The 26,306-nt window shown below is 71.7% G+C and carries 18 protein-coding genes; 13 read left to right on the top strand and 5 right to left on the bottom strand.

Annotated features, from left to right (window positions below):
• Nucleotides 1-3 precede the first annotated feature (3 nt).
• Complete coding sequence (locus JGR64_RS10665; RefSeq protein ID WP_199373357.1) at nucleotides 4-1,599, top strand: hypothetical protein; 1,596 nt, start codon at nucleotides 4-6, stop codon at nucleotides 1,597-1,599.
• Between the two features lie 6 nt (nucleotides 1,600-1,605).
• Here the strand turns inward: JGR64_RS10665 and JGR64_RS10660 are convergent, their stop codons facing one another.
• A complete protein-coding gene (locus tag JGR64_RS10660) occupies nucleotides 1,606-3,699 on the bottom strand; it encodes a glycosyltransferase (protein WP_199373356.1) in 2,094 nt (697 codons plus the stop codon).
• Nucleotides 3,700-3,846: 147 nt separating this feature from the next.
• On the opposite strand from JGR64_RS10660, the gene mrcB reads away from it, so the two are divergent.
• The 5 genes from mrcB (at nucleotide 3,847) to lepB (ending at nucleotide 10,354) form a co-directional block, all read left to right on the top strand.
• Nucleotides 3,847-6,258, top strand: a complete 2,412-nt coding sequence (gene mrcB, locus JGR64_RS10655) for a penicillin-binding protein 1B (RefSeq protein ID WP_199373355.1) — start codon at nucleotides 3,847-3,849, stop codon at nucleotides 6,256-6,258.
• Between the two features lie 2 nt (nucleotides 6,259-6,260).
• The gene (locus JGR64_RS10650) at nucleotides 6,261-6,803 is read left to right on the top strand and encodes a hypothetical protein (RefSeq protein WP_199373354.1); all 543 of its coding nucleotides are present in this window, start codon (nucleotides 6,261-6,263) and stop codon (nucleotides 6,801-6,803) included.
• A 94-nt stretch (nucleotides 6,804-6,897) separates the two neighbouring features.
• Nucleotides 6,898-8,880 carry an ATP-dependent DNA helicase gene (locus JGR64_RS10645; RefSeq protein WP_199373353.1) on the top strand — a complete coding sequence of 661 codons (1,983 nt, stop codon included), beginning with the start codon at nucleotides 6,898-6,900 and terminating at the stop codon, nucleotides 8,878-8,880.
• A gap of 54 nt (nucleotides 8,881-8,934) precedes the next feature.
• Nucleotides 8,935-9,657 carry a tRNA (adenosine(37)-N6)-threonylcarbamoyltransferase complex dimerization subunit type 1 TsaB gene (gene tsaB, locus JGR64_RS10640; protein ID WP_199373352.1) on the top strand — a complete coding sequence of 241 codons (723 nt, stop codon included), beginning with the start codon at nucleotides 8,935-8,937 and terminating at the stop codon, nucleotides 9,655-9,657.
• 70 nt (nucleotides 9,658-9,727) lie between these two features.
• Complete coding sequence (gene lepB / locus JGR64_RS10635) at nucleotides 9,728-10,354, top strand: signal peptidase I (RefSeq protein WP_199373351.1); 627 nt, start codon at nucleotides 9,728-9,730, stop codon at nucleotides 10,352-10,354.
• A 30-nt stretch (nucleotides 10,355-10,384) separates the two neighbouring features.
• Here lepB and JGR64_RS10630 read toward each other — a convergent pair whose 3' ends face one another.
• Together JGR64_RS10630 and gshB are read right to left on the bottom strand one after the other, a co-directional pair.
• A complete protein-coding gene (locus tag JGR64_RS10630) occupies nucleotides 10,385-11,173 on the bottom strand; it encodes an energy transducer TonB (RefSeq protein ID WP_199374290.1) in 789 nt (262 codons plus the stop codon).
• Between the two features lie 99 nt (nucleotides 11,174-11,272).
• Nucleotides 11,273-12,211: a glutathione synthase gene (gshB, locus tag JGR64_RS10625; RefSeq protein WP_199373350.1), complete on the bottom strand. Its 939-nt coding sequence runs from the start codon at nucleotides 12,209-12,211 to the stop codon at nucleotides 11,273-11,275.
• A 180-nt stretch (nucleotides 12,212-12,391) separates the two neighbouring features.
• Here gshB and pilG point away from each other — a divergent pair, with 180 nt between their 5' ends.
• The 7 genes from pilG to JGR64_RS10590 are packed head-to-tail and all read left to right on the top strand — an operon-like array spanning nucleotide 12,392 to nucleotide 24,102.
• Nucleotides 12,392-12,793 (top strand): twitching motility response regulator PilG, encoded by a 402-nt coding sequence (gene pilG / locus JGR64_RS10620; RefSeq protein WP_182825315.1) that lies wholly within the window; start codon nucleotides 12,392-12,394, stop codon nucleotides 12,791-12,793.
• A 19-nt stretch (nucleotides 12,794-12,812) separates the two neighbouring features.
• On the top strand, nucleotides 12,813-13,178 hold the full coding sequence (locus JGR64_RS10615) for a response regulator (protein ID WP_199373349.1): 366 nt from the start codon (nucleotides 12,813-12,815) through the stop codon (nucleotides 13,176-13,178).
• 31 nt (nucleotides 13,179-13,209) lie between these two features.
• A complete protein-coding gene (locus JGR64_RS10610; RefSeq protein WP_199374288.1) occupies nucleotides 13,210-13,737 on the top strand; it encodes a chemotaxis protein CheW in 528 nt (175 codons plus the stop codon).
• 31 nt (nucleotides 13,738-13,768) lie between these two features.
• Nucleotides 13,769-15,790, top strand: coding sequence for a methyl-accepting chemotaxis protein (locus tag JGR64_RS10605; RefSeq protein ID WP_199373348.1), 2,022 nt, complete (start codon nucleotides 13,769-13,771; stop codon nucleotides 15,788-15,790).
• Between the two features lie 11 nt (nucleotides 15,791-15,801).
• Nucleotides 15,802-22,158 carry an Hpt domain-containing protein gene (locus JGR64_RS10600; RefSeq protein WP_199373347.1) on the top strand — a complete coding sequence of 2,119 codons (6,357 nt, stop codon included), beginning with the start codon at nucleotides 15,802-15,804 and terminating at the stop codon, nucleotides 22,156-22,158.
• Nucleotides 22,151-23,614 carry a chemotaxis protein CheB gene (locus tag JGR64_RS10595; RefSeq protein WP_199373346.1) on the top strand — a complete coding sequence of 488 codons (1,464 nt, stop codon included), beginning with the start codon at nucleotides 22,151-22,153 and terminating at the stop codon, nucleotides 23,612-23,614. Before JGR64_RS10600 ends, JGR64_RS10595 begins: the two co-directional genes overlap by 8 nt.
• Nucleotides 23,615-23,622: 8 nt before the next feature.
• On the top strand, nucleotides 23,623-24,102 hold the full coding sequence (locus JGR64_RS10590) for a chemotaxis protein CheW (RefSeq protein ID WP_199373345.1): 480 nt from the start codon (nucleotides 23,623-23,625) through the stop codon (nucleotides 24,100-24,102).
• Nucleotides 24,103-24,137: 35 nt separating this feature from the next.
• Here JGR64_RS10590 and JGR64_RS10585 read toward each other — a convergent pair whose 3' ends face one another.
• Nucleotides 24,138-24,875, bottom strand: coding sequence for a 16S rRNA (uracil(1498)-N(3))-methyltransferase (locus JGR64_RS10585; RefSeq protein ID WP_199373344.1), 738 nt, complete (start codon nucleotides 24,873-24,875; stop codon nucleotides 24,138-24,140).
• Nucleotides 24,866-26,260 (bottom strand): adenosylmethionine--8-amino-7-oxononanoate transaminase, encoded by a 1,395-nt coding sequence (gene bioA / locus JGR64_RS10580; protein ID WP_199373343.1) that lies wholly within the window; start codon nucleotides 26,258-26,260, stop codon nucleotides 24,866-24,868. The genes JGR64_RS10585 and bioA overlap by 10 nt, the downstream gene beginning before the upstream one ends.
• Nucleotides 26,261-26,306: the final 46 nt, after the last annotated feature.

Raw genomic sequence — 26,306 nt, 5'->3', positions numbered from 1 at the left:
CCGGTGCCGCTTATGCTCCCGGGCGTGATTCCCTCATCGCATCCCGACGCCGCCCGCGATTCCACCGCCGCCGCCGCGCGCTCCCGCCTGCATGGCGGCACGCGGCTGCGTGGCGGCGTGGTCGAACGCCTCGGGCTTGCGCGCCGTTGGCAGTGGTGGCTGATCGGTTCGATGCTGGTGGTCGTGCTGCTGGCGGTGCTGCGTGCGCCGCTCGGTGGGCTGCTGTGGCCCGAGACCCGCAGCCAGGCGTTGCGCGCCGAAGCCGCGCGCGCACTCGCCGAAGGCCGTCTCAGCGCCGCCGATGGCACGGGGGCGCGCGAGCTGTTCGAAGCCGCGTTGGCCATGGATCCCGACCGTCGCGAGGCGAGCCAGGGCCTGGCGCAGGTGGCGGCGGCGGCGCTTGCGCAGGCGCGCGTGGCGCTTGCCGAGGATCGACTGGACGACGCCCGCGCCGGGCTGGCGCTGGCGCGTGAGCTTTCGGTGCCGAAGGCGGAGGCCGAGCAGTTGGAGGAAGCGCTGCGCCGCCGCGAGGCCGGCCATGCCGGCCTGGATTCGCTGCTGGCTGCGGCCGAAGCTGCGCGTCTGCGCGGACACCTCGACGGCGATGACAGCGCCGCGCTGCCGCTGTACGCGCGCGTGCTGGCGATCGAGCCCGCGCATGCGGACGCGCTGCGCGGTCGCGAAGATGCATTGGCGGAGCTGCTGGGGCAGGCGCGCGAGGCGCTGCGGCGCGGCGAGCTGGGCGCGGCCGCGCAGCGCATCGATGCGGCGCGACGTTTCGACGGCGGCCACATCGACCTCCCGGACACGCTGGCACGCCTGACCGAAGAGACCGATGCCGTGCGTCGCCGTGCCGACAACGCCCTGGCGCGCGGTCGGCTCGACCGCGCCCTCGAGGGTTACAACGCGCTGCTGGCGCTGGATGCCAGCGACGCCTCGGCGCAGGACGGCGTGGCGGCGGTGGCCAGCGCGCACGCCGCGGAGGCATCGCGCCTGGCCGCGGATTTCGCGTTCGTGGCTGCCGAGGCCGCGCTGGCGAGGGCGCAGGCCATCGCGCCCGATGCCGCGGGCGTCGCCGAGGCCGAAGCGCGGCTCGAACGCGCGCGCCAGAACAGTGCCCAGCTCGCGACGCGGCTGCCTGCAGCCGAGCGCGACCGCCGTGTGCGCCAGCTGCTGGACGCGGCCGAGGCCGCGCGTGCGCGCGGCAACCTGCTGTCGCCGCCGGGCGAGAGCGCCTTCGACAAGATCGCCCGTGCCCGCGCGCTGGCACCACAGTCACGCGCGGTGCGCGCCGCCAGCGCGCGCCTGCTGCCGGCCGCGCGCGACTGCTACGAGCGCGAACTGCGTGGCAACAGCCTGGGCCAGGCGCGCGCCTGCCTGGACGCCCGCGCGGCCCTGGGCGAGGACGCGGGCGAGCTCGCGGCCGCGCGCACGCGGCTCGCGCAGCGCTGGCTGGCGGTGGGCAACGAGCGCCTGGGTGCCGGCGAAGTGGAGCGCGCGCAGCGCGCGCTGGCGCTGGCGCGCGCCATCGATCCCGGCGTGCCGGGGCTGGACGATTTCAGGCAGCGCCTGCGCGCCGCGGGTGCTCCCGCAGACTGAGCCGGTTCAGGCCATGAACACGCGATGCACGACCGCACGCGCGGCGTCGGCGGAAAAATGCCGGGCCACGTTTTCGAGCCCGTGCGTCGCCAATGCCTGCCACAGCGCGGCGTCGCCGCAGGCGCGTACCACCGCCGCCGCGAATGCTTCGGCCTCGTCGGCCACCAGCACGTCGCGCCCGTCGACCAGGTGCATGCCCTCGACCGCGCACGACGTGGCGACCACCGGCTGGCCGTGCGCCATGCTGAGGTTGATCTTGCCCTTGACCCCGGCGCCGAAGCGCAGCGGCGCTATGGCGACCAGTCCGCCATCCATGTACGGCGCGATATCCGGCACGTGGCCATGCACCACCACGCCCGGCAGCGCGGCGAGCGCGGCGACCTCGGGGGTGACGTCATCGCCGATCACGTGGAACGCGATATCCGGCAGCTGCCGGCGGACATGCGGGAAGACATCGGCGGCGAACCAGCGCACGGCATCGACGTTCGGCGGGTGGCGGAAGCCGCCCACGAACACCAGGTCGCGGCGCTCGGCGAATGGCCTGCCGGGCCCGGCCACGCTGTGCAGGTTGGACAACACCTCGACGGTGGCCTGCGGCGCATCGCGCTGCAGGACCACGCGCTCGGCCTCGCTGACCACCAGGGTGATGTCGCTCGCGGCGATGACTGCGAGTTCGCGCGCGCGCGTGCGCAGCGCGGCCCTCGCGATCGCGGCGTCGCCGGTGACCTCCGCGGCGCGCTGCTCGCGCAGGTAGTGCAGGTCGATGCTGTCGAACACCAGCCGCGCCTGCGGCGCATGACGGCGCAGCAGCGGGATGAACTCGCTGGCCACGTAATGGCGGCAGGCCACCACCACGTCGAAGCGCGGTCCGTGCTCGGCCAGCCAAGCCGGCGCGCGCGCGGCGTGTGGCGCGCACCAGGCTTCCACGCCCAGCTGGCGCAGGGCGTCGGTGTAGCGGCCGTCGTAGCTGCGGTTGGCGGGCAGGAACACCACATGCGCGCCTTCCTCGCGCAGCAGGCGCATCAGGTTGACCAGCCGCAGCGAGCCGGAGTCGCGGTCGGGCTGCGGGGTGAGCGCGTCGATCACCAGCACCTGGCGCTGGCCGGCATGCAGCGTGGCCGGCGTCGGCTCGTGCGGCGCGCGGTGGTGCGCGAGTGCCGCGGCGCGATGGGCGAGGAAGACCTCGCGGTTGCGCAGCTGGTGCGCCTTGGGGCCGGTGCCGGTATCGGTGCCGGACGTGGCGCCTTCGTCGTGCACCACCTTTGCCGCGGGCTGGTACAGCACGCGGCGCCCGGCGGCGCGCACGGCGAAGGCGAGGTCGGTGTCTTCATAATAAGCCGGCGCGTAGCGGGTGTCGAAGCCGCCGAGCTCCTGGAACAGCGCGCGCGGGATCGCGATCGCCGCGCCGCTGACGTAGTCGGCATCGCGCAGATAGGCATGGCGCGGATGCGAGGGATCACCGAGGCGGCCGTAGTTCCAGGCATTGCCGTCGTTGAACACCACCCCGCCGGCCTCCTGCAGGCGGCCGTCGGGGTAGAGCAGCTGCGCGCCGACCAGGCCGGCGTCGGGCACCGCGTCGAAGGTGGCCAGCAGTGCGTCCAGCCAGCCCGGCTGCGGCACCGTGTCATTGTTGAGGAACACCAGCACCTCGCCGCGGGCGAGCGCCGCGCCGTCGTTGCAGGCGGCGATGAAGCCGCCGTTCACGGCGCGGCGGTGATAGCGCAGGCCCGCGACCCGCGGCAGCGCGTCGGCGGTCTCGTCAGCCGAGCCGTCGTCGACCACGATCACCTCGAACGCCGCCGCCGGCGGATGCGCCGCCAGCGCGCGCAGGCAGGCCAGGGTATGCGCGAACTGGCCATAGACCGGGATCACCAAGCTCGCCCGCGGCATGTCGCTCGTCGGCAGCGTGAACGGTGCGAACGGCGCGCGTGCCGGCAGGTACAGCGCTGCGCGCAGTGCCGGCGGCGCGGGCCGCAGCTGCGCGCACACGCGCGTCCAGCTCGAGGCCACGCCGCGGGTGCGCAGGCTCAGCAGGCCACGGTGCAGCAGGCCGGAGGCACGGGCGACGAAAAAGCGCGCGTCGGCGATCGAGAACGACATCCAGCGACAACTCCGGCTGACTGGGGGGTGGCGGCGTGACCGGGAGCGCGCTGGCGCTGGGCTAGACTCGGCACGCTTTTTTTCCATTCTCGCATCCCTTCAACGCGCCCACCCGGCGCCACCTGGCCCGCGGGCCGCCGAGCCCACATGGCACGCATCGATTACGACGAAGACGACCACGACATCGACAGCCCGCGGCTTGACTGGCGCCGCCGGCTGCTGACCTGGGCGCTGGCCGCCGTCGGCCTCGGCCTCGGCTTCCTCATTCCGTACACGCTGTACCTGAACCACCAGGTCGGGAAGAGCTTCGGGCAACTGCAGTGGCAGATCCCGACCCGCGTCTACGCGCGGCCGCTGGCGCTGGCACCGGGCCTGGCGATGGATGCCGGCACGCTCAAGACGGAACTTGCCGCGGCCGGCTATCGCGAAGGCGACGGCCGCAAGGCGGGCACCTGGGCGGCGGGCGAAGGCGGGCGTTTCACCATCGCCAGCCGCGGTTTCCAGGACGTCGGCGGCGACGTGGCGCCGAGCCGCGTCGAAGTGCGCCTGGCCTCGGGCCGGGTCTCGAAGGTCCGCGACCTGGTGGCCGACCGCGACGCCAAGGCCGCGCGCCTGGATCCGGCGCGCATCGCCACGCTGTACGGCAAGCAGCAGGAAGAGCGCCGGCTGGTGCGCGTGCAGGACGTGCCGCAGCAGCTCACCGATGCGCTGCAGGCGGTCGAGGACCGCGACTTCGCGCACCACCACGGCATCGACCTGGGCGGCATGCTGCGCGCGGCGTTCGTGAACCTGAAGGCCGGTGACACCAGGCAGGGCGCCAGCACGCTGACCCAGCAGCTCGCGCGCAGCGGCCTGCTCGGCATCGGCCGCGAGCAGACCTGGAGCCGCAAGTTCAACGAGATCATCTACGCGCTGCTGATCGAAGCGCGCTACGACAAGGGCCTGATCCTCGAGGCCTACCTCAACCAGGTGTACCTGGGCCAGCGCGGCGCGCAGGCGATCCGCGGCGTGGCTGCGGGCTCCGAGCACTGGTTCGGCCGCCACCTCGACGATCTCTCCACCGAGCAGGTGGCGCTGCTGGTCGGCATCATCCGCGGGCCGTCGGACTACGATCCGCGCCGCCATCCCGAGCGCGCGCGCGCGCGCCGCGATTTCGTGCTCGGCAAGATGCTCGAGACCGGGCTGATCAACCAGGCCGAGCACGACCGCGCCGTCGCCGCGCCTTTGGGCGTGAGCGAGCGCCCGGGCAGCGCCGCCGCCAACCGCTTCCCGGCATACGTGGACCTGGTGCGCCGGCACCTCGCCGCCGATTACTCGGCTGCGGAGCTGCAGGGCGCCGGGCTGGCGGTCATGACCAGCATGTCGCCCTCGGCGCAGGCGTATGCCGAAGCCGCGGTCAAGCGCACCATGAAATCGCTCGACAACGCGCGCCGCCCGGCGCTCGAGACCGGCCTCGTGGTCACCGACGTGCACAACGGCGAAGTGCTCGCGGTGATCGGCAGCCGCGACGTGTCGACGCCGGGCTTCAACCGCGCGGTCGAGGCACAGCGGCCGGTCGGCTCGCTGCTGAAGCCGTTCGTATACCTGCTGGCGCTGGCCCTGCCGGACCGCTGGTCGCTGGCGACCTGGGTGGACGATTCGCCGGTGACCGTGACGCTCGACACCGGCAAGCGCTGGAACCCCGGCAATTCCGACGGCAGGAGCCACGGCAGCGTGCGCCTGGTGGATGCGCTGGCGCGCTCCTACAACCAGGCGACGGTGCGGGTGGGCATGGCGGTGCGCCCGGAGCGCCTGGCCAACCTGATCAAGCAGCTCGCAGGCATCGAGGCGGCGGCCAATCCCGCGCTCATCCTCGGCTCCGTCGACCAGAGCCCGTATGCCATGGCGCAGCTTTACCAGTTCCTGGCGTCCGACGGCGAGATCCAGCCGCTGTACACCGTGCGCGGGGTGCTGGGCGACGACGGCCGCGTGCTCAAGCGCTACGACAAGGCGCCGCCGCAGCCCGATGACGGCGACCGCACTGCGGCGCGCCTGGTGACGCTGGCCCTGCAGCACGCGGTGTCGTCAGGCACCGGCCGGCAGCTGGTCAACGACGGCCTGGGCAAGCTCAACGCCGCCGGCAAGACCGGCACCAGCAACGACGGCCGCGACAGCTGGTTTGCCGGCTACACCGGCGACCATCTCGCGGTCGTCTGGGTGGGCAACGACAAGAACGAGCAGACCGGCCTGTATGGCGCCACCGGCGCGATGCGGATCTGGTCGGGCCTGTTCAAGGCGCTGCCCACCGCGCCGCTCAAGGTCGGCGACAAGGGCCTCGACTGGCAGTGGGTGGTCGGCGGCACCAGCACCGATGCCGGCTGCCCGGAGGCGCGCCGGTTCGCGTTCGCCGACGGCTTCGCGCCGCCCTGGCAACCCTGCGCGCCGCCTGCCTATGTCGAGGAGAGCGGGCAGGGCGGTGGAGGCTGGCGCGAGTGGCTCGGCTTCGGTCGCGACCGCGAAAGCGCGGCAGAGCCCCAGGATTCGCCGCCACCCCCACCGCCTTCGGAACCGCAGCACTGACCATGACGTCCCCCACGTTCCGCGCGCCGTCGCTGCGCATCGCACTGGCGTGCGTGCTGTTTGCCGCGCTGGTGGCCTGCGCCTCGGCTCCGACCATCGCCCCGTCCACGTCGCTTACTTCGGCCACGCCGGCGGAAATGGTCGCTGCGATCCGCGCCTCCGCCGGCGATGGCGAAGGCGAACTCTCGGTGCAGCCGCTGCGCGACAACGAGGTCGAGGACCTGCGCGACCAGGCGCATCGCCTCGAAGCCCAAGGCCATGTGGCCGACGCCGCCAAGGCGCTGGACCACGCGATCAGCATCGTGCCCGGCGATCCCGCGCTGCTGCAGGAGCGCGCCGAGCTGGCCCTGCTGCTGGGCGACCGCGCCGCGGCCGCCAGCCTGGCGGAGCGCGCGTTCGCGCTCGGTTCGCAGGTCGGTCCGCTGTGCCGCCGCCACTGGGCGACCCTCGAACAGGTGCGCCTGCTTGAGGGCGATGCCGCCGGTGCGGCCGCGGCCAAGGCCGCCATCGACGCCTGCCGGATCGGTCCGCCGGCGCGCTACTGAGAACGCGATCGCGTCGCGCGCGTACTCCGCCGACGCCGCCACCGGTCGACGGATGACGACCAGGCCCGCGGTTTGCGGCGATCATGGCGACCAGATGAGTCATTCCGAATCCCATGTCGCCGCGCCGCAGGTCGAGGGCGAGCTGGCGGCGCGCAGCCGCGCCGCGCTGGTCGAAGGCGGCCTGCTGGCCGACCGCCTGTCCGGGTTCCGGCCGCGACCGGCGCAGCAGGACCTGGCCGCTGCAGTGGCCGAGGCCTTCGACAGTCGCGACGTGCTGCTGGCCGAAGCCGGCACCGGCACCGGCAAGACCTTCGCCTACCTGGTGCCCGCCATCCTGTCGCGGCGCAAGACCATCATCTCCACCGGGACGCGCGCACTGCAGGACCAGCTCTACCACCGCGACCTGCCGCGGGTGCGCGATGCGCTCGGCATCGGCCTGCGCACCGCGCTGCTGAAGGGCCGCGCCAACTACCTGTGCCGCCATCGCGTGGAGCGCGCGCGCGGTGAGGCGCGCTTCACCAGCGCGGCGCAGGCGTCGCAGTTCGAGCGCATCGTCGCCTGGGGCGGGCGCACGCGCATGGGCGACCTGGCCGAACTGGAATCGCTGGCCGAAGACTCGCCGCTGCTGCCGATGGTCACCTCCACCGCCGACAACTGCCTGGGCAACGAATGCCCGTTCTGGGGCGAGTGCTTCGTGGTGCAGGCGCGCCAGCGCGCGCAGGATGCCGACATCGTGGTGGTCAACCACCACCTGCTGCTGGCCGACCTGGCGCTGAAGCAGGAGGGCTTCGGCGAGATCCTGCCCGGCGCCGAGGCGTTCGTGGTCGACGAAGCGCACCAGCTTCCCGAGCTCGCCGCGCAGTTCTTCGGCGAAGGCCTGTCGGCGCGCCCGCTGGTCGAGTTGGCGCGCGATGCGATCGCCGAATGCCGCGACGTCGACGGCGCGCTGGCGGTGCTGCAGTCGCCGGCGAGCGCGCTGGAGCAGGCGACCCGCGGCCTGCGCGCGGAACTGGAGGTCTTGCCGGTGCGCGGCACGCAGGCGCAGGCGCTGCTGTACGCCAACGTCGCCACGGCGCTGGACGCGCTGTCGGCGGCGCTGCACGCGTTGGCCGAGGCGCTGGCGCCGCTGCGCGATGCCGCGCCCGGGCTCGAGGCCTGCCACGTGCGCACGCTCGACCAGCAGGGGCGTCTCGCGCGCTGGTGCGTGCCGCGTGGCCTCGACGACGGCATGGCCGAGGCCGACGACGACATCCGCTGGTACGAACTGTCACCGCGCGGCTTCCGCCTGCAGCGCACGCCGCTGGACGTGTCCGGGCCGCTGCGCGCGCATCGCGAACGCTCGGGCGCGGCCTGGGTGTTCACGTCGGCCACGCTGGCGGTGGACGGCCGCTTCGACCATATCGCCAACCGGCTCGGGCTGGTCGAGCCGCGCACGCTGCTGGCGCCAAGCCCGTTCGACTGGGGCACCCAGGCGCTCGCCTACCTGCCGCCGTCGCTGCCCGAGCCGTCGTCGCGTGATTACACCTCGGCGGTCACCGCCGCGGTGCGCCCGGTGCTGGAGGCCTCGGGCGGGCGCGCGTTCCTGCTGTTCGCTTCGCACCGCGCGCTGCGTGAGACCGCGGAGGGTCTGCGCGACGGGCCCTGGCCGCTGTTCGTGCAGGGCGAGGCGCCGCGGCACGTCCTGCTGCAGAGGTTCCGCGAGTCAGGCAACGGCGTGCTGCTGGGTGCCGCCAGCTTCCGCGAGGGCGTCGACGTGGCCGGCGGCGCGCTGAGCGTGGTGGTGATCGACAAGCTGCCGTTCGCCGCGCCCGACGATCCGGTGTTCGAGGCGCGGCTGGACGCCATCCGCCGCGCCGGCGGCAATCCGTTCCGCGACGAACAGGTGCCGCAGGCGGTGATCGCGCTGAAACAGGGCGTGGGCCGGCTGATCCGTTCGGAAACCGATCGCGGCGTGCTGGTGCTGTGCGATCCGCGCCTGCTCGGCAAGGGCTACGGCAAGCGCTTCCTGAAGTCGCTGCCACCGTTCCCGCACACCCGCGACATCGCCGACGTGGCGGCGTTCTTCGCCCGGGGCTGAGCCTGGCGCTGGCGCGGGTTACGCTGTCGCGCCCCGCCGTCCGGTCCGCCGTCCATGCGCCTGCTTGCCATTGAAACCTCCACCGAGGCCTGCTCGGTCGCGCTCTGGCTCGACGGCGAGGTGCGCGAGCGCTTCGAGGTCGCGCCGCGGCGCCACGCCGAGCTGGTGTTGCCCTGGGCGGACGCGCTGCTGGCCGAGGCCGGCATTGCCCGCGCCAGCCTCGACGGCATCGCCGTCAGCCGCGGGCCGGGTGCGTTCACCGGGGTGCGGCTGGGGATTTCGCTGACGCAGGGCATCGCGCTCGCGCTCGACCTGCCGGCGCTGGCGGTGTCCACGCTGGCGGTGCTGGCGCAGGGCGCGCGCATCCCGGAAGCAGGCCCTGCGGATGCCCGGGTGCTGGCGGCGATCGACGCGCGCATGGGTGAGGTCTACCTCGGCGGCTTCGCGCGCGAGCACGACGCGTGGCGCGTACTGGCGCCGGAGGCGGTCATGGCACCGGATGCGGCCGCGCTGCCGGGTGAAGCCGGGGAGGGCGGCTGGCTCGGCGTCGGCACCGGGTTCTCGGCGCTCGACGGCGCGCTGCGCACGCGTTTCGGTGCACGGCTGGTCGCGGTCGACGACGCGGCGCTGCCGCGCGCCGGCGACCTGGCTCGGCTGGCCGCGGCGGCATTCGCGCGCGGTGAGGCGGTGGCTCCCGAGCTGCTGGAACCCGCCTACCTGCGCAACAACGTGGCGCTCACCCTGGCCGAGCAGGCGGCATCGCGCCAGCGCGGCTGAGGCCCGGGAACCTTCGCGCAGCCGGCAGGGTCGGTGGAGGTCCACGCCTCCACACCGCCAAGGCTCCGCCATGACGCAATCCACCACCGCGCAGGGTGCACACGCGCGCCTTGCCCGCCTGTTCCGCGAATCGGCACCGCTGCTGGTCATGCTGGCGCTGCTGCTGGTGGCGCGCAGTTCGTTCGCCAACCACTACGTGGTGCCCAGCGGCTCCATGCAGCCGACGCTGCGGCCGGGCGATCGCGTGGTGGTCGACATGAGTGCGTACGGCGTGCGCGTGCCGTTCACCGCCGTCACTTTGATCGAGCGCGATGTGCCGCGCGCCGGTGATGTCGCGGTGTTCAAGTCGCCGCATGACGGCACGCGCCTGATCAAGCGCGTGGTGGCCGTGGCGGGTGACCAGGTGGCGCTGCTTGATGGTCGCCTCAGCATCAATGGCCGGCCGCTGGCGCGTGGCGCCGATGCCGGCATCGAGTCCTTCGGCGGGCGGCAGGTGGCGCTCGACCTCGATGATGGCGGCGGGCCGGACATCGCCTCGCTGCGCGTGCCGCCGGGCAAGCTGCTGGTGCTCGGCGACCATCGCGGCGCCAGCGCCGACGGCCGCATGTTCGGACTGGTCAGTGCCGATTCGGTGTATGCCCGTGCGCGGGGCGTGTACTACCGGCGCGGCGAGGGCCTGCGCTGGCAGGCGCTGTAACCCTGCGGTCGCGGCACACGTGCCGCGCCGTCAGTCGTCGACCAGCTCGCCGCCCGGCAGGAAGTTCCAGGTGCGGGTGACGTGGAGGACATCGATCTCCTCCTCGGTACGCGGCAGGGGCGGGTAAGGCTCGGCGAGGCGGGCGATGCGCAGCGCGGCGTCGTCGAGCAGGCGCACGCCGCTGGACTGGATCACCTCCGCGCGCTCCACCGAGCCGTCGCGGCGGATCGCCACGCTGATCACCAGCGTGCCGGACAGCTGCCTGCGGCGCGCCTCGTCCGGATAGTTCAGGTTGCCGACCCGCTCGACGCGGTCCACCCAGCTGCGCAGGTAGGTCGCGTACGCCCACTCCTGGGTGCTTGCCGACACGAACTTGCGCTTCGGTCGCTTGGCGTAGCGCTCCGACTGCAGGTGGATCTCCGCGGCCAGTCGTGCCATCGCCAGGTCGCGCTCGATGCGCTCCTCGCCGCGCGGCAGGGGCGTGTCGTCGGCAAGCGGCGTGTCCTCCGGCGCGGCGACGCGCGTCTCGCCGTTGCGGCTGGCGACCACCCGCGTTTCCGGCGGCACGCTGGCGTCGGGTGACTGCGCGCGCATCGCCTGCTGTGCCACGCCGGCCTCGTCCTGCGGCAGCTGGCCGACCTGGGCGTCGCGCGGGCGCTTGCTGAGCTCGTCCTCGCCGCCGCCCTGGTTGCTGGCCTGGGCGAGGAAATCGGCCTGCGACTGCGTCAGCGGGCTGGTGGTTTCGGTGAGGATGACATCCAGCGTGGGCAGCACCGGCGCCGCGTCGTCGAGCGCGAAGCCGACGCCCAGCACCAGCATGCCGTGCACCAGCAGCGACAGCACCAGCGTTGCGCCGAGCCGGTCGCGCTCGCCGATCACCGATTGCGCAGGCAATGCCGCCACGTCAGCCGCCGCTCCTCACTGCTCGATGGCGTCGAACAGCAGGCCGGCGATGTTGAGGCCGAACTGGGCGTCGAGCTCGCGGATGCAGGTCGGGCTGGTGACGTTGACCTCGGTGAGGTAATCACCGATCACGTCCAGGCCGACGAAGCGCATGCCGCGGCGGACCATCTCGGGGCCGACCTGCGCCGCGATCCAGCGGTCGCGCTCGCTCAGCGGACGGCCTTCGCCGCGGCCGCCGGCGGCCAGGTTGCCGCGGAACTCGTCGCCTTGCGGGATGCGCGCCAGGCAGTAGTCCACCGGCACGCCGTCGACCAGCAGGATGCGCTTGTCGCCCTCGGTGATCTCCGGCAGGTAGCGCTGCGCCATGGCCAGGTGCCGGCCGCTGTCGGTGAGCGTCTCGAGGATGACGTTGAGGTTGGGATCGCCAGCGCTGGCGCGGAAGATCGAGCGGCCGCCCATGCCATCCAGCGGCTTCAGCACCGCCTGGTCATGGTGGCCGACGAACGCCTTCAGCGCGGCGGCATTGCGGCTGACCAGGGTCGGCGGGCAGCACTGCGGGAAGAGCAGGGCGGCGAGCTTCTCGTTGAGGTCGCGCAGTCCACGCGGATCGTTGACCACGTTGGCGCCGGCCATGCGCGCGGCGTCGAGGATCAACGTGTCGTGCAGGTAGTCTGAATCGACCGGCGGGTCGCGGCGCATCAGCACCACGTCGCGCGCCTGGAACGCGCGTTGTGACGTAGTTCCCAGTTCGAACCAGCCCGCGGCGTCGTCAGCGACCTGCAGCGGCGCGACGAGCGCCTGCGCCACGCCACCTTCCATCGACAGGCCACCCGGCACCACGTAGTGAAGGCGATGGCCACGCCGCTGCGCCTCGAGGAGCATGGCGAAGGTCGAATCCTTGGCGATGGTGATCGACCCGATCGGGTCCATCACGACGATGACTTCGAGTGGCATATGGGCCTTCCACGGCAGTAACTGACAAATGTTAGCAGCTGCGCGCGGCACCACTGCCGCGATTGCTGATCGCGCACGCACAACGCCATATTCTCGCTTGACAGTGTGGCGTCCGACTGGGATATAAGACTGCTTGCAGCGACGCCGGCGTTTACGAGCGACGCGCACCGGGGAGACATGATGACGCAGGACGAAAACCGCGCCGGCAGCCTTGATGGCCTGCGCGTGATGGTGATCGACGATTCGAAGACCATCCGCCGCACGGCAGAGACACTGCTGCGCCGCGAGGGTGCGGACGTGGTGACTGCGACCGACGGGTTCGAGGCGCTGGCCAAGATCGCCGACCAGCGGCCGCAGATCATCTTCGTGGACATCATGATGCCGCGCCTGGACGGCTACCAGACCTGCGCACTGATCAAGAACAACCAGCTTTTCAAGCACACGCCGGTGATCATGCTGTCTTCCAAGGACGGCCTGTTCGACAAGGCCCGAGGTCGCATCGTGGGCTCCGAGCAGTACGTCACCAAGCCTTTTACGCGCGAGGAACTCCTCGACGCCATCCGCAAACACGTCAACGCCTGACCGGGGGGACAGGCACACCATGGCAAAGATCCTGTTGATCGAGGACTCGCCGACCGATACCGCGGTCCTCACCCAGTTGCTTGAACGCAACGGCCACCAGGTGCTGGCTGCGGCCAACGCCGAGGACGGCATCGAAGTCTGCAAGCGCGAGCTGCCGGCACTGGTCCTGATGGACCTGGTGCTGCCCGGCATGAATGGTTTCCAGGCCACGCGCGCGCTGTCGCGCGATGCGGTGACCAGCGCCATCCCGGTGCTGATCGTCAGCACCAAGGGCATGGAGACCGACAAGGCCTGGGGCATGCGCCAGGGCGCGAAGGGCTACATCGTCAAGCCGCCGGTCGAAAGCGACCTGGTCGAGCAAATCAACAGCCTGCTCGGTGGCTGAAGTGGCCAATGCCCACGCCCAACCGGTGGCGATGGATCCGTTCGAGATCCTCGCCAGCTACGAGCAGCGCAGCCTGGCGCACATCGCCGGCCTGCCTGAGCAGCTGGATGCGCCTGGCCTGTGGCGCGGTGTGGGCTATCGCGTTGGCCGACGCTCGCTGGCTTCCGGCTTCGATGAGGTGGTCGAGATCCTGCCGATGCCGCAGCTGACGCCGGTGCCCGGGGCGCAGCCCTGGATGCTTGGCGTCGCCAATATCCGCGGCAACCTGCTGCCGGTGGTCGACCTGCGCATGTTCCTGGAAGGCGAGCGCACCGTGCTCCACGAAGGCCAGCGCGTGCTGCTGGTGCGCCAGCCCGGCGGCGACGTGGCGGTGACGATCGACGAGCTGTACGGCCAGCGCAGCTTCCTGGTCGAGCAGGAGACGGACGCCGCCGGCCTTGCCGACGGCCGCTACGCGAATTTCATCGACCGCGCCTACGACGTGGGCGGTCATGCATGGGCGGTTTTCAGCCTCGACAGGCTGTCCCGCACTCCCGAATTCAGACACGCCGCGGCATGACCGCCGCCCCAGCAAGGTCAGAGGTAACTCCATGAGCAATGTCATCGACAGCGTAGCCGGCAAGGGTCGCAACATCGGCACCAACGTCTGGATCTGGTTGCTCGTGGTCTCGTTGCTGGTATTCGCCGGCAACACCATCTATGCGATGACCAAGGCCGCGCGCCTCGGCGGCGCCAGTACGGCGGCCTCCAGCCTGCAGGTGAACTCGCAGCGCCTGGCCAACCAGGGCCGCGAGGCGGTGGAAGGCAATGCCGCGTCGTTCGCGACGTTCCGCGCCACCAAGGCCGCGATCGACGGCGACATTTCCCGCCTCGACAGCAACTTCGGCACCACCACCGGCGTCAGCGGCCCGATCCGCGCGGTCGGCGAAACCTGGGCGCCACTGGCGATGAACGCCGACCAGGTGCTGGCCAGCGAGGCCGCCGTGGTCGCCTTCGCCGGCAACGCCGAGCGCTTCAGCCAGGCGGTGCCGCAGCTGCAGGCGCAGCTCGACGAAGTGGTGCGCGCGATGTCGGCCAGCGGCTCGCCGTCGTCGCAGATCTACATCGCGCTGCGCGAGGTGGTGCTGGCGTCCACGATGGCGCGCCGCGTCACCGAGATCCGCGCCGGCGGCGCCGGTGCCTCCAACGCGGGTGATGCGCTGGCCCGCGACGCGGGCGTCTTCGACCAGGTGCTCACGGGCCTGCGCTCCGGCGACGATGCGATGAACGTGCAGCCGCTGTCGAACGCCGCCGCGCTGGCCGCGCTGGCGCAGGCGACGACGCAGTGGGGGGAAATGAAGAAGGACCTCGACGCGATCCTCGCGAGCTCCGAGGACCTGTTCACCGCGCAGAACGCGGCCGCCGCGCTGACCACCGGATCGGACAAGCTGCTCGGCAACAGCGAATCGCTGTTCCAGGCGCTGACCGCGTTCGGTTCGCTGCGCGACACCAGCCTGCTGGGCAACATCTGGATCTCGATCATCTTCGGTGGCCTGGCGCTGGCCGCGCTGGTCGGCCTGCTGTGGTCGTCCGGCCGCGAGCGCCGCGAGCGCTTCGAGAACACCATGGAGCTCAACAACCGCAACCAGGAGGCGATCATGCGCCTGCTGGACGAAATGGGTTCGCTCGCCGAAGGCGACCTGACGGTCAAGGCCACCGTCACCGAGGACATGACCGGCGCCATCGCCGACTCCATCAACTTCGCCGTCGAGCAGCTGCGCAGCCTGGTGCAGACGATCAACGACACCTCGGTGCAGGTGGCGTCCAGTGCGCAGGAGACGCAGGCCACCGCCATGCACCTGGCCGAGGCCGCCGAGCACCAGGCGCAGGAGATCAACTCCGCGTCCGACCGCATCAACGAGATCGCGCAGAGCATCAACCAGGTGTCGCGCAACTCCGCCGAGTCCGCCGACGTGGCGCAGCGCTCGGTGCAGATCGCCACCAAGGGCGCGGGCGTGGTCCGCGAGACGATCGCCGGCATGGACTCGATCCGCGACCAGATCCAGGAAACCTCCAAGCGCATCAAGCGCCTCGGCGAAAGCTCGCAGGAGATCGGCTCGATCGTCGAACTGATCAACGACATCTCCGAGCAGACCAACATCCTGGCGCTGAACGCGGCCATCCAGGCGGCGTCCGCCGGTGAGGCGGGTCGTGGCTTCGCGGTCGTGGCCGACGAAGTGCAGCGCCTCGCCGAACGCGCATCCAACGCCACCAAGCGCATCGAGACGCTGGTGCAGACCATTCAGAGCGATACCAACGAGGCCGTCAGCTCGATGGAACAGACGACGTCCGAGGTGGTCGCCGGTGCGCGCCTGGCCGAGGACGCCGGTACCGCGCTGGGTGAGATCGAAAACGTGTCGACCAGCCTGGCATCGCTCATCGAAGGCATCTCCAGCGCCTCGCAGCAGCAGTCCGCGGCCGCGACCAACATCACCGCGACCATGAACACGATCCAGTCGATCACCGCGCAGACTTCGCAAGGCGCCAACCAGACCGCCGAGTCGATTGGCAACCTGGCCCAGCTCGCGGCCGACCTGCGCCGCTCGGTCGCCGACTTCAAGCTGCCGGCCTGAAGCGCAGACCGATGACCGCCCTGCGCGACGCGATCGACTACACCACGCTCGGCTGGGTCAAGCCGGAGCTCGACGAGACCCTGCGCCAGGCGCGGATCGAGATCGAGGACTTCGCCGCCGACCCCGCCGACACCAGCCGCATGCGCTTCTGTGCCAGCTACCTGCACCAGGTGCAGGGCACGCTGCGCATGGTCGAGCTGTACGCGCCGGCGATGGTGGCCGAGGAGATGGAGCGCCTGGCCCAGGCGCTGCAGGACGGTCGCACCACCGACCGCGATGGCGCCTGCGCCACCCTGATGCGTGGCGTTGTGCTGCTCCCGGATTACCTCGAGCGCCTGCAGAGCGGCCACAAGGACATCCCGATCGTGCTGCTGCCGCTGCTCAACGAGCTGCGCGCGGCACGCGGCGAAGCGGGGTTGTCGGAGAGCGTGCTGTTCGCGCCCGACCTGCAGCGTCCGTTGCCCGGCGGGATCGCGCCGGCACCGACCACGGTCGAGCCGGCGCCGGTGCGCAATGCGCGCGTCCAGCCCCTGCTTTCCGGGCTGCGCGACGCCATGGCCGCCTGGCCGGAATCCGGCGCGCCGGACAATGCCGGCGTGCTTGCCGGATCGCTCGACGAGCTGCTGGCACAGACCCGGCAGGAGCCCGCGAGGCGGATGCTGTGGGTGGCGTCGTCGGTGGCCAAGGCCATGTCCGATGGCGCGCTGCAGGCAGGCCCGGGCCTGCGCCAGGCGTTCGCCAGCGTCGAGCGCGAATCGCGGCGCATGTTCGAGGACGACGGCTTCGGCATTCCGCGCGCCGAGGCCGTACTCGAGCCGACCCGCCAGCTGCTGTACCACGTGGCCCACGGCAGCGGCGACCATGAGCAGCTGCGCGCGCTGCACGAAACGTTCGAACTGGGCGGCCAGCTGCCCACCGATTCCGAGATCAGCCACGCGCAAGGCAGCCTGAGCGGCCGCAACCGCGCGCTGCTCGACACCGTGTCCGCCGCCGTCAAGGAAGACCTGCTGCGCGTCAAGGATGCGCTCGACCTGCACCTGCGCACCGGCGAAGGCGAGCTCTCGCGCCTGGCGCCGCAGGTCGAGGCACTCGGCGGCGTCGCCGACACCCTCGGCATGCTCGGCCTGGGCGTCGCGCGCGGCGTGATCCAGCAGCAGCGCGATGCCATGGCGGCCATCGTCCGCGGCGACCGTGCCGCCGACGAGGGCGCGCTGCTCGACGTCGCCGGCGCACTGCTCTATGTCGAAGCCACGCTCGACGACCAGGTTTCGCGCCTTGGTGCGGGCGACGAGGAGGGCGGCGACCAGGACGACCTGTTCTCCACCGAGTCGCGCAAGGTGCTGGAGGTGCTGGTCCGCGAGGCCATCGCCAACTTCGCCGATGCGCGCCAGGCCTTCGTTGCGTTCATCGAGACCAGCTGGGACCACGCCGAGCTGGCCGAGGTGCCCCGGCTGCTGCAGGAGGTCTCGGGCGCACTGCAGATGCTCGAGCTGCCAGTGCCCGCCGCCTACCTCACCGGTGTGCGCCGCTACACCGAAACCGAATTGATCGGCTGCCGCCGCGTGCCCAACGGCCGCCAGCTGGACACCTTCGCCGACGCACTGGCGAGCCTGGAGTACTACCTCGAGGCGCTGCGCGAGAACCGCTTCAACCGCGACGAGATCCTCGATGTCACCCGCCAGAGCCTGGAAACGCTGGGCTACTGGCCGCTGCCGGCGGAACTGGATACCGGAGCTGCCGCGTCGCCTGCCGGTTCCGGCACGGAGCCGCAGGCGGTCTTCAGCGAGGCGGACATCGAGCGCACGGTTGCTGCGCTGATCGACCGCGATGCCGACGGCGCGCGTGCGGCACTGCCTGCGCCCGCAGCTGCATCGGAACCGGCACCCGCACCTGCACCCGCGCCCGCGATCGCGCGCGCCGCGGGTGGCTTCGAGGCCACCGGCGACGAGATCGACGACGAGATCCGCGAGGTGTTCCTCGAGGAATTCGCGGAAGAGATCGACAACCTCGACCAGCTGCTGCCGCTGTGGCGTGCGCAGCCCGATGATCTCGAGCGCCTGCGCCCGATCCGCCGCGTGTTCCACACCCTCAAGGGCAGCGGGCGCTTGGTCGGCGCGCGCACGCTGGGTGAATTCAGCTGGAAGGTCGAGCACATGCTCAACCGCGTGCTCGACGGCACGCGCGTCGCGAGCCCGGCGGTGGTGGCGATGGTCGACCAGGCCTTCTACACCCTGCCGCAGCTGCAGGCTGCGCTGCGCGGCGACGGTCCGGTGCAGGTCGACCTCGAGCGCATGCAGGCCTCCGCCGAGCGTATCGCCAGCGGCGACGAAGGCATGCCCGAGCATGCGGTGCCGTCTGCTGCGGCGGTTGATGGTGCGTCCGCGGCCGGTGACGCTGCGACGAGCGCGCTGTCGGGGATCGACGCCGATGCGCGCGCGGACTTCGACACCGCAGCCGCTACGCCGGACGACGAGGCCGTGGCCGAAGAGACGTCCGGCGGCGCCCCCATCGAGATGATGCCGGCGTCGGTCGACGCGCTCCTGCTCGAAATCCTCGACGCCGAGGTCGCCGGTCACTTGGTGACGGTCGACGCGTGGGTGGCCCGTGCGGCCGAGGCGCCGACCCCGGCCAGCGAGGAGCTGCTGCGCGCCCTGCACACCATGAACGGCGCCTTCGCGATGACCGAAGTGCCGTCGGTCGCGCAGGTGGTGGCGCCCGCCGAGGGGTATATCCGTCGCCTGCTCGCTGGCGGTGCCCCGGCATCCGCGGAAGGCGTGGCCGCCATCGGCGAACTCACCGAGGTGGCACGCGCCGCCCTGGTCGGCCTGCATGCGCCCGCGCCGCAGGTGCCGGTAGCCATCGCACTTGCCGCACGCCTGGTGAGCCTGCGTGACGCGCTGCCCGATATCAGGATGGCCCCGCAGGATGGCCAGGCCGGAGAGCGCGACGCCGACGCGGACGCGGCGGCGGACGACAGCATTGCCGGTGCGATGCAGGCCTTGATTGGCCAGTCCCCGGAGCTGGTCGATCTCGATTTGAGCAAATACGCGAACTTCCAGCCGACCTCCGAAGATGCCGTCGCACCCGACAGCGTCGCCGCGGACGCGGAGCGCATTGAAACGGAGCGCCTTGAAGCGGAGCGCCTCGAAGCGGAGCGCATTGAAGCGGAGCGCATTGAAGCGGAGCGAATTGAAGCGGAGCGCTTCGAAGCGGAGCGCCTTGAGGCGGCGCGCGTCGAGGCCGAGCGCGTGGAAATCGAACGCGGCGAAGCCGAACGCGTCGAAGCCGAGCGGCTCGAAGCGGAGCGCGTCGAGGCAGAACGAGTCGAAGCCGAACGAATCGAAGCGGAGCGAGTCGAAGCGGAGCGCCTCGAAGCGGAACGCCTTGAACTCGAGCGTCTCGATGCCGAACGCATCGAGAGCGAACGGCTTGAAGCCGAACGGGCCGAAGCAGCGCAGTCGATGGTGGCGTCGCTCGATGCCGGAGACGCAGACGCCGGGATGCTGGCCGAAGACCTGGATGCATCCGATGCCGGGCGCCTTGAGGCCGAGCGCGCGGCACTGGATGCGCTGGAAGCCGGACTGCTCGACGCCGAGCGCATCGAAGCCGAGCGCCTGGAGGCGGAACGCGTAGAGCTCGAACAGCTGGAAGCCGAAATCGCCGCAGAGGAGCGTGCCGAGGCCGAGCGGGTCGAGGCAGAGCGTCTTGAAGCAGCCCGCGTCGAGGCAGAGAGCGCCGAGGCGGAGCGGGCCGAAGCCGAACGGGCAGACGCCGAACGCGTCGCAGCAGAACGCGCGGAAGCGGAACGCCTCGAACTCGAGCAGCTGGAAGCCGAGATCGCCGCCGCCGATCAGGCCGAAGCCGAACGCCTCGATGCCGAACGTGCCGAGGCCGAGCGCCTCGAAGCCGAGCGCCTCGACGCCGAAGCCTTCGAAGCCGAAGAACTCGAAGCCGCCAACGACGGCCGGCACGACGTCGACCCGGCGGTGGCAGCGCTGCTGGCGGCGATCGCGCTGGACCATGACCCGGATGCGGCGTTCGACTTCACCGGCCTGGATCCAGAGCTCATCGACATCTTCGTCGAGGAGAGCCGCGACCTGCTCGACCATTCCGACGGCCTGCTTGCGCGCCTGCGCGAAGCGCCGGGCGACCGCGATCCGGTGGTCGGCATGCAGCGCGACCTGCATACCCTCAAGGGTGGCGCGCGCATGGCGGGCGTGTTCGCCATCGGCGAGCTGGGCCACGCGATGGAATCCCTGCTGGAAGCCGTGGCGGAGCAGCGCTTCGACCTCGGTCGCGGTGACGTGCCGCTGCTCGAGCGCGGCTTCGACCGACTGCATGCGATGGTCCTGCGCGTGGGCGAAGGCCGCGCGATCAGCGCGTCGCAGGCGCTGATCGACGCGTTCGACGCGCGTGCCCGCGGCGATGACCTGGCGACGCACACGGCGGCTGCCGATGCGGTCCGCGTCCCCGCGCCGAAGGTCGAGCTCAGGCCGCTGTCGGCACCGATCAGCAACTCGCCGCTTGGGGGCGACGACGACGACATCGCCGTCCGCGCGCCGCAGGAGCAGGTGCGCATCCGCGCCGACCTGCTCGACCGCCTGGTCAACTACGCCGGCGAGGTGGCGATCTACCGCGCGCGCCTCGAACAGCAGCTGGGCGCGTTCCGCGGCGCGATGGGCGAGATGGAGCAGACCAACATGCGTCTGCGCGACCAGCTGCGTCGCCTCGACATCGAGACCGAAGCGCAGATCGTCGCCCGGTACCAGCGCGAGCAGGACACCGGCGACGCGACCTTCGATCCGCTCGAACTCGACCGCTTCTCGACCCTGCAGCAGCTGTCGCGCGCGCTTGGCGAGTCCGCGGCCGACCTGACCAGCCTGCAGGGCACGCTGGACGACCTGACGCGCCAGTACGAAACCCTGCTGCTGCAGCAGTCGCGCGTGAGCTCGGAGCTGCAGGAAGGCCTCATGCGCACGCGCATGGTGCCGTTCGACGGGCTGGTGCCGCGCCTGCGTCGCGTGGTCCGCCAGGCCGCCGGCGATACCGGCAAGCACGTGCAGCTGAAGCTCGACGGCGCGCATGGCGAGCTCGACCGCAACGTGCTGGAGCGCATGACCGCGCCGCTGGAGCACATGCTGCGCAACGCCGTGGCCCACGGCCTCGAGTCGCCCAAGCAGCGCCGCAAGGCGCGCAAGGCGGAAGAGGGCACCGTGCGCATCGCGGTTCGCCGCGAGGGTTCGGAAGTGGTGCTCGAGGTCGGAGACGACGGTGACGGCCTGGACCGCGCCGCGATCCGCCGGCGTGGCGAGGAGCGCGGCCTGCTGCGTCCCGACGCCGTGATCGCCGATGCCGACCTCGACATGCTGATCTTCGAGCCCGGCTTCTCCACGGTCGACGAGGTCAGCCGCCTGGCCGGCCGCGGCGTCGGCATGGACGTCGTGGCCAGCGAGGTCCGCCAGCTCGGCGGCACGCTCGACATCAGGACCCGCAAGGGTGAAGGCACGACCTTCATCCTGCGCCTGCCGCAGACGCTGGCGGTGACCCAGGCGGTGTTCGTCAAGATCGGCGACACCAGCTTCGCGGTGCCCATCGCCTCGGTGCGCGGCGTCGGCCGCATTGCCCGCGACGAGTTCGAAAAGCCGGGCGCCAGCTATTCCTACGGTGGCGAGGACTACATCGTCCACGACCTCGGCGGACTGGTCGGTCATGGCGCGGCGAAGGCCGAAGGCCAGATGCAGATGCCGGTGCTGCTGGTCCGCTCGGGCGAGCTGCGCGCGGCGGTGGCGGTGGACCAGATCATCGGCAGCCGCGAAATCGTGGTGAAGCCGGTGGGACCGCAGGTCGCCTCGATCCCGGGCATCTTCGGCGCCACCATCATGGGCGACGGCGGCGTGGTGGTGATCCTCGACGTCGCGCCGCTGGTGCGCCGCCAGGTCACGATGCCGCGCGACGCCGAGCCGGTGGTCGCGCAGGAGCAGCGCCCGGTACCGCTGGTGATGGTGGTCGACGACTCGATCACCATGCGCAAGGTCACCGGCCGCATCCTGGAGCGCCACAACTTCGAGGTCGCGACCGCGAAGGACGGCCTGGATGCCCTGGAGCGGATGGCCGAGCGCGTGCCGGACCTGATGCTGCTCGACATCGAGATGCCGCGCATGGACGGCTACGAGCTTGCCACCGAGATGAAGGCCGACCCGCGCCTGCGCAATGTGCCGATCGTGATGATCACCTCGCGTACCAGCGAGAAGCATCGCCAGCGCGCGTTCGAGATCGGTGTCGACCGCTATCTCGGCAAGCCGTACCAGGAGAACGAGCTGGTGCGCAACGTCTACGACCTGCTGAAGCTGAAGCGCGAAGATGCCTGACGCGAGCGACAAGATCCGCGTGCTGCTGCTCGCGCGCCCCGGTGAGGCGCGCGTGCGCCTGGAGGCCGCGATTGCCGATGCCGGCGCGGAGCTCGCGCTGGCAGCCGATCCGGTCTCGGCCGATCCCGCCGAGGCCGTGGCGCTTGCGCCGCAGGCGGTGCTGGTCGCGCTGGAGCCGGCGATCGAGGACGCGCTGGAGGGCTACGACGCCCTGCTCATGGATCCCGCGATCGTGGTGGTGTTCGACGAGGCCGAGCTGGCCGCGCAGCGCGAAGGCTGGGACGCGGCGCGCTGGGTCCGCCACCTCGCCGCCAAGCTCAACCGGCACCACGACGTGCTGCCGCCCGGAGCCGAGGACGAACACGCCCTCCATCCCCGACCGGGTGCATTGCCGGCGCGCGAGTTCGACGGCAGCACACTCGATCTGGTCGCGCTGGCGGACACGGCGCTTGAGCTTGCCGCCGAGGTGCCACGCGCGGACGCGTTCGATGATCCCGTGCCGGGCTCCGGCTTGTCGGGGCTGGTGTCGGCCGAAGACATGGACTGGTCCTCTTCGGCGCCGACCGGCGATTACGCTGCGTCGCTGGCCGACGACCCGGGGCTCGCCGCGCTGCTGGCGGAGCAGGCGCAAGCCGCGCCGGGCGACCAGGCATCGCTGGTGGCCGCCGATCACGATTTCGGATTCAGCCTGGTCGACCCGCAGGCGCCAGCCGCGGATGTCGTCGAGGCGGGTGAAGGCGAGGCCGACGACAGCGCCGACAGCAGCAGGGCCGACATGCTCGCGCTGGGCGATGGCCTGTCGCTGGCCGAAGACGACGCGCCGCTGGCCAGCCGGCCATCCGCGCCCTCCGTCGATCTCGATGCCCTGGAAAGCCGCCTCGGCGGGCTGTCGCTGGCCGAGTTCGACAGCTATGGCCACGGCACACTGCGCGGCGCGGTGCTGGTGGAAGGCGGGCTGGGTGGGCCGGATGCGGTGCGCCAGCTGCTCGGCACGCTGCCCGAGGGTTTCCCGCGCGCGGTGCTGGTGCGCCTGCAGCTCGACGGCGGGCGCTACGACCGGCTGGTGAAGCAGATGGAACGCGCGACGCCGCTGCCGGTGGCGCTCGCCGAAGCCGGCCAGGCCGCCGAGGCCGCCACGATCTATTTCCTGCCGCCGGAGCTGGTGGTCGTCGCCGACCGCGCGCGCCTGGTGTTCGAGGCGGTTGGAGAGGACGACGCGCGGGATCCCGTCGCAGCGCTTCCGGCAGGCGACAGTGCGCTGCTGTTCCTGAGCGGCAGCGATCCGGTGCGCGCAGAGCGCGCCATGGCGCTGGCGATGAACGGTGCGCTGGTGATGGCCCAGTCGCCGGAGACCTGCTACGACGCTGCCGCCGCCGACGCGCTGATCGCGCGTGGTGCCGCGTCGGCCGATCCTTCCGACCTCGCGCAGCATCTGTGCGACCGCTGGCCAAGTTGAGAACCCACATGAACACCCCTGCCAGCACCGAGATCCGCGGCGTCCTGATCCAGGTCGCAGGCGCGCGCCTGCTGCTGCCCAACGCCACGATCGCCGAGGTCCTGTCCTTCGCCGAACCGGAGCCGGTGGACGGTGCCCCGCACTGGCTGCTGGGCCGCATCCGCTGGCGTGGCTGGCAACTGCCGCTGGTGTCGTTCTCGCGCCTGTCCGGCCTGGCTGACGAGGCCGGCGGCCTTGGCAGCAAGGTCGTGGTGCTGAAGGCGCTGGGCGAGGACGCCAAGCTTCCGCACCTGGCGCTCCTGACCCAGGGCTTCCCGCGCCTGGTGACGGTGGCGCGTGACGCGCTGGTGGAGGACACCGGTGACGGCGATGGCGACCAGGCGCTGCCGACCGCGGTGCGCATGCGCGTGCTGCTCAACAATGAGCCGGCGCTGCTGCCCGACGTGGACGCGGTCGAGCGCGCGATCCACGGCGCCCTGGCCGCCTGACGCCATGCCTTCGGCGCCCGCACACCGGGCGTCGCCTAGCGCAGGTCCCCGAACGCCGCCTGCAGCACGCTGATCGCCGCGATGCCGGCGGTTTCGGTGCGCAGGATCCGCGGCCCCAACCGCACGCCGCTGAACCCCGCCGCGACCAGCTGCTCGCGGTCGCGCGGCGACCAGCCGCCCTCCGGACCCACGCCGACGACCACCGTGGCCGACGCCGGCATCGCCAGCGCGTGGATGCCGGCCACCGCGCCCGGGTCGAGCGTCACCCGCAGGGCGTCTCCCGGCAGCGACGCCATCGCCTCGGCCAGGCCGAGCGGAGCGGCCACCGACGGCAGTCGCGCGCGGCCGCTCTGGCCACAGGCGGACGCCACCACGCCCTGCCAGTGCTGCACGCGTTTTGCGGACCGCGCGGCGTCCAGCCGCACCTCGCTGCGCTCGCTGTTGACCGGCACGAACCCGGCGACGCCGAGCTCGGTGGCCTTCTGCAGGATCCAGTCCATCTTCTCGCCGCGCGCCACGCCCTGCAGCAGGATGATGCGCAGCGGCGATTCGGCATCCACCACGCGCGCGGCCAGCACTTCGACCTCGCCGCCGCGCTTGCCGGCCGCGACCACGCGCGCGTCGTAGTCGTGGCCGTCGCCGTTGAACAGCACGCAGCTGTCACCCACGTCGAGTCGCAGTGCGCGGAGCAGATGGGCCGCCGCATCCTCGGGCAGCGCCAGACGCATGCCGGGCGCCAGCACCGCATCGACCCAGGCGCGGGTCAGGCGCATGTGCCCGCCGCGATCGCCGCGGCCGTGGTCTCGGCGAGCAGCGCCAACTGGTCGTCATCGATGCAGTAGGGCGGCATCCAGTACAGGATGTCGCCGAGCGGACGCAGCAGAACGCCGCGTTCGATGGCTTCGCGATGGGCGCGCAGGCCGACCTTGTCGGAGGCCGCGAATGGTGTCGCGCGGTTGCCATCGCGGGCCAGTTCGAACGCCACCACCATGCCGGCCTGGCGGACGTCGGCGACGTGCGGCAGTGACGCGAACGGCGCGGCGAGCGCGGCCATCTTCGCCGCCGTGACCCGGTTGCGGGCGACGACATCGTCGCTGGCGAAGATGTCGAGCGAGGCCAGCGCCGCGGCGCAGGCCAGCGGATTGCCGGTGTAGCTGTGCGAATGCAGGAACGCACGTTCACGCGTGTCGTCGAGGAAGCCGTCGTAGATCGCCTCCGTGGCGAGCACGGCCGCCAGCGGCAGGAAGCCGCCGGTCAGGCCCTTCGACAGGCACATCAGGTCGGGCATGATGCCGGCCTGCTCGCAGGCGAACATGGTGCCGGTGCGGCCGAAGCCGGTGGCGATCTCGTCCGCGATCAGGAACACGCCGTGCACGTCGCACAGCTCGCGCGCGCGCTTCAGGTACACCGGGTCGTGCATGCGCATGCCGCCGGCGCACTGCAGGCGCGGCTCGAGGATCAACGCGCAGAACTCGCCCGGATGGTCGTCGAACAGGCGCGCCAGCGCGTCCGCGGCATCCTCCGCGCAGGCCGCCGCAGACTGGCCGGGAGCGGCCAGGTAGGCATCGGGCGAGGGCGTGAACATCGCCTCCAGCAGCAGCGGCGCGTACACGCGGCGGTACAGCGGGATGTCGCCCACCGAGAGCGCGCCGATCGTTTCGCCGTGGTACCCGTTGGACAGCGCGGCGAACTTCGTGCGCCGCGGCTCGTCGCCGCGGTTGCGGAACCACTGGAACGCCATCTTCAGCGCGACTTCCACGCCGGCCGAGCCGTTGTCGGCATAGAACACCTTGGTCAGCGGCGCGCGGCCGGGCTGGCGCGGCGCCAGGGCGAGCAGGCGCTCGGCGAGCTCCACCGCGCCCGGGTGCGTGGCGCCGGCGAGGATCACGTGTTCGAGGGTCCGTGCCTGACGCGCCACCGCCTCGGCGATGCGCGGCTCGGCGTGGCCGTGGATGTTGGTCCACCAGCTGCTGACGGCGTCCAGCGTGCGGCGGCCGTCGTGACCGACCAGCCAGGCGCCGTCGCCGCGCGCGACTTCGAGCATCGGCAGCTCGCCGGCCTGCTCCCTCATCTGCGTGCACGGGTGCCAGACCACGGCCAGGTCGCGGGAACGCCAGCTGCCGGGCTCGGCTAGAATGGCGGGATCGTGGATCGTCATGTCGGACATCGCTGCATTATCGCCCGAGCGGCCGCGTGGACGTCGC

Origin of the sequence: Luteimonas sp. MC1572 (assembly GCF_016615815.1) — a bacterium.
GTDB lineage: Bacteria > Pseudomonadota > Gammaproteobacteria > Xanthomonadales > Xanthomonadaceae > Luteimonas.
The sequence above is the reverse complement of the archived record's forward strand: the minus strand, read 5'-3'. Positions and strand labels throughout refer to the sequence as shown.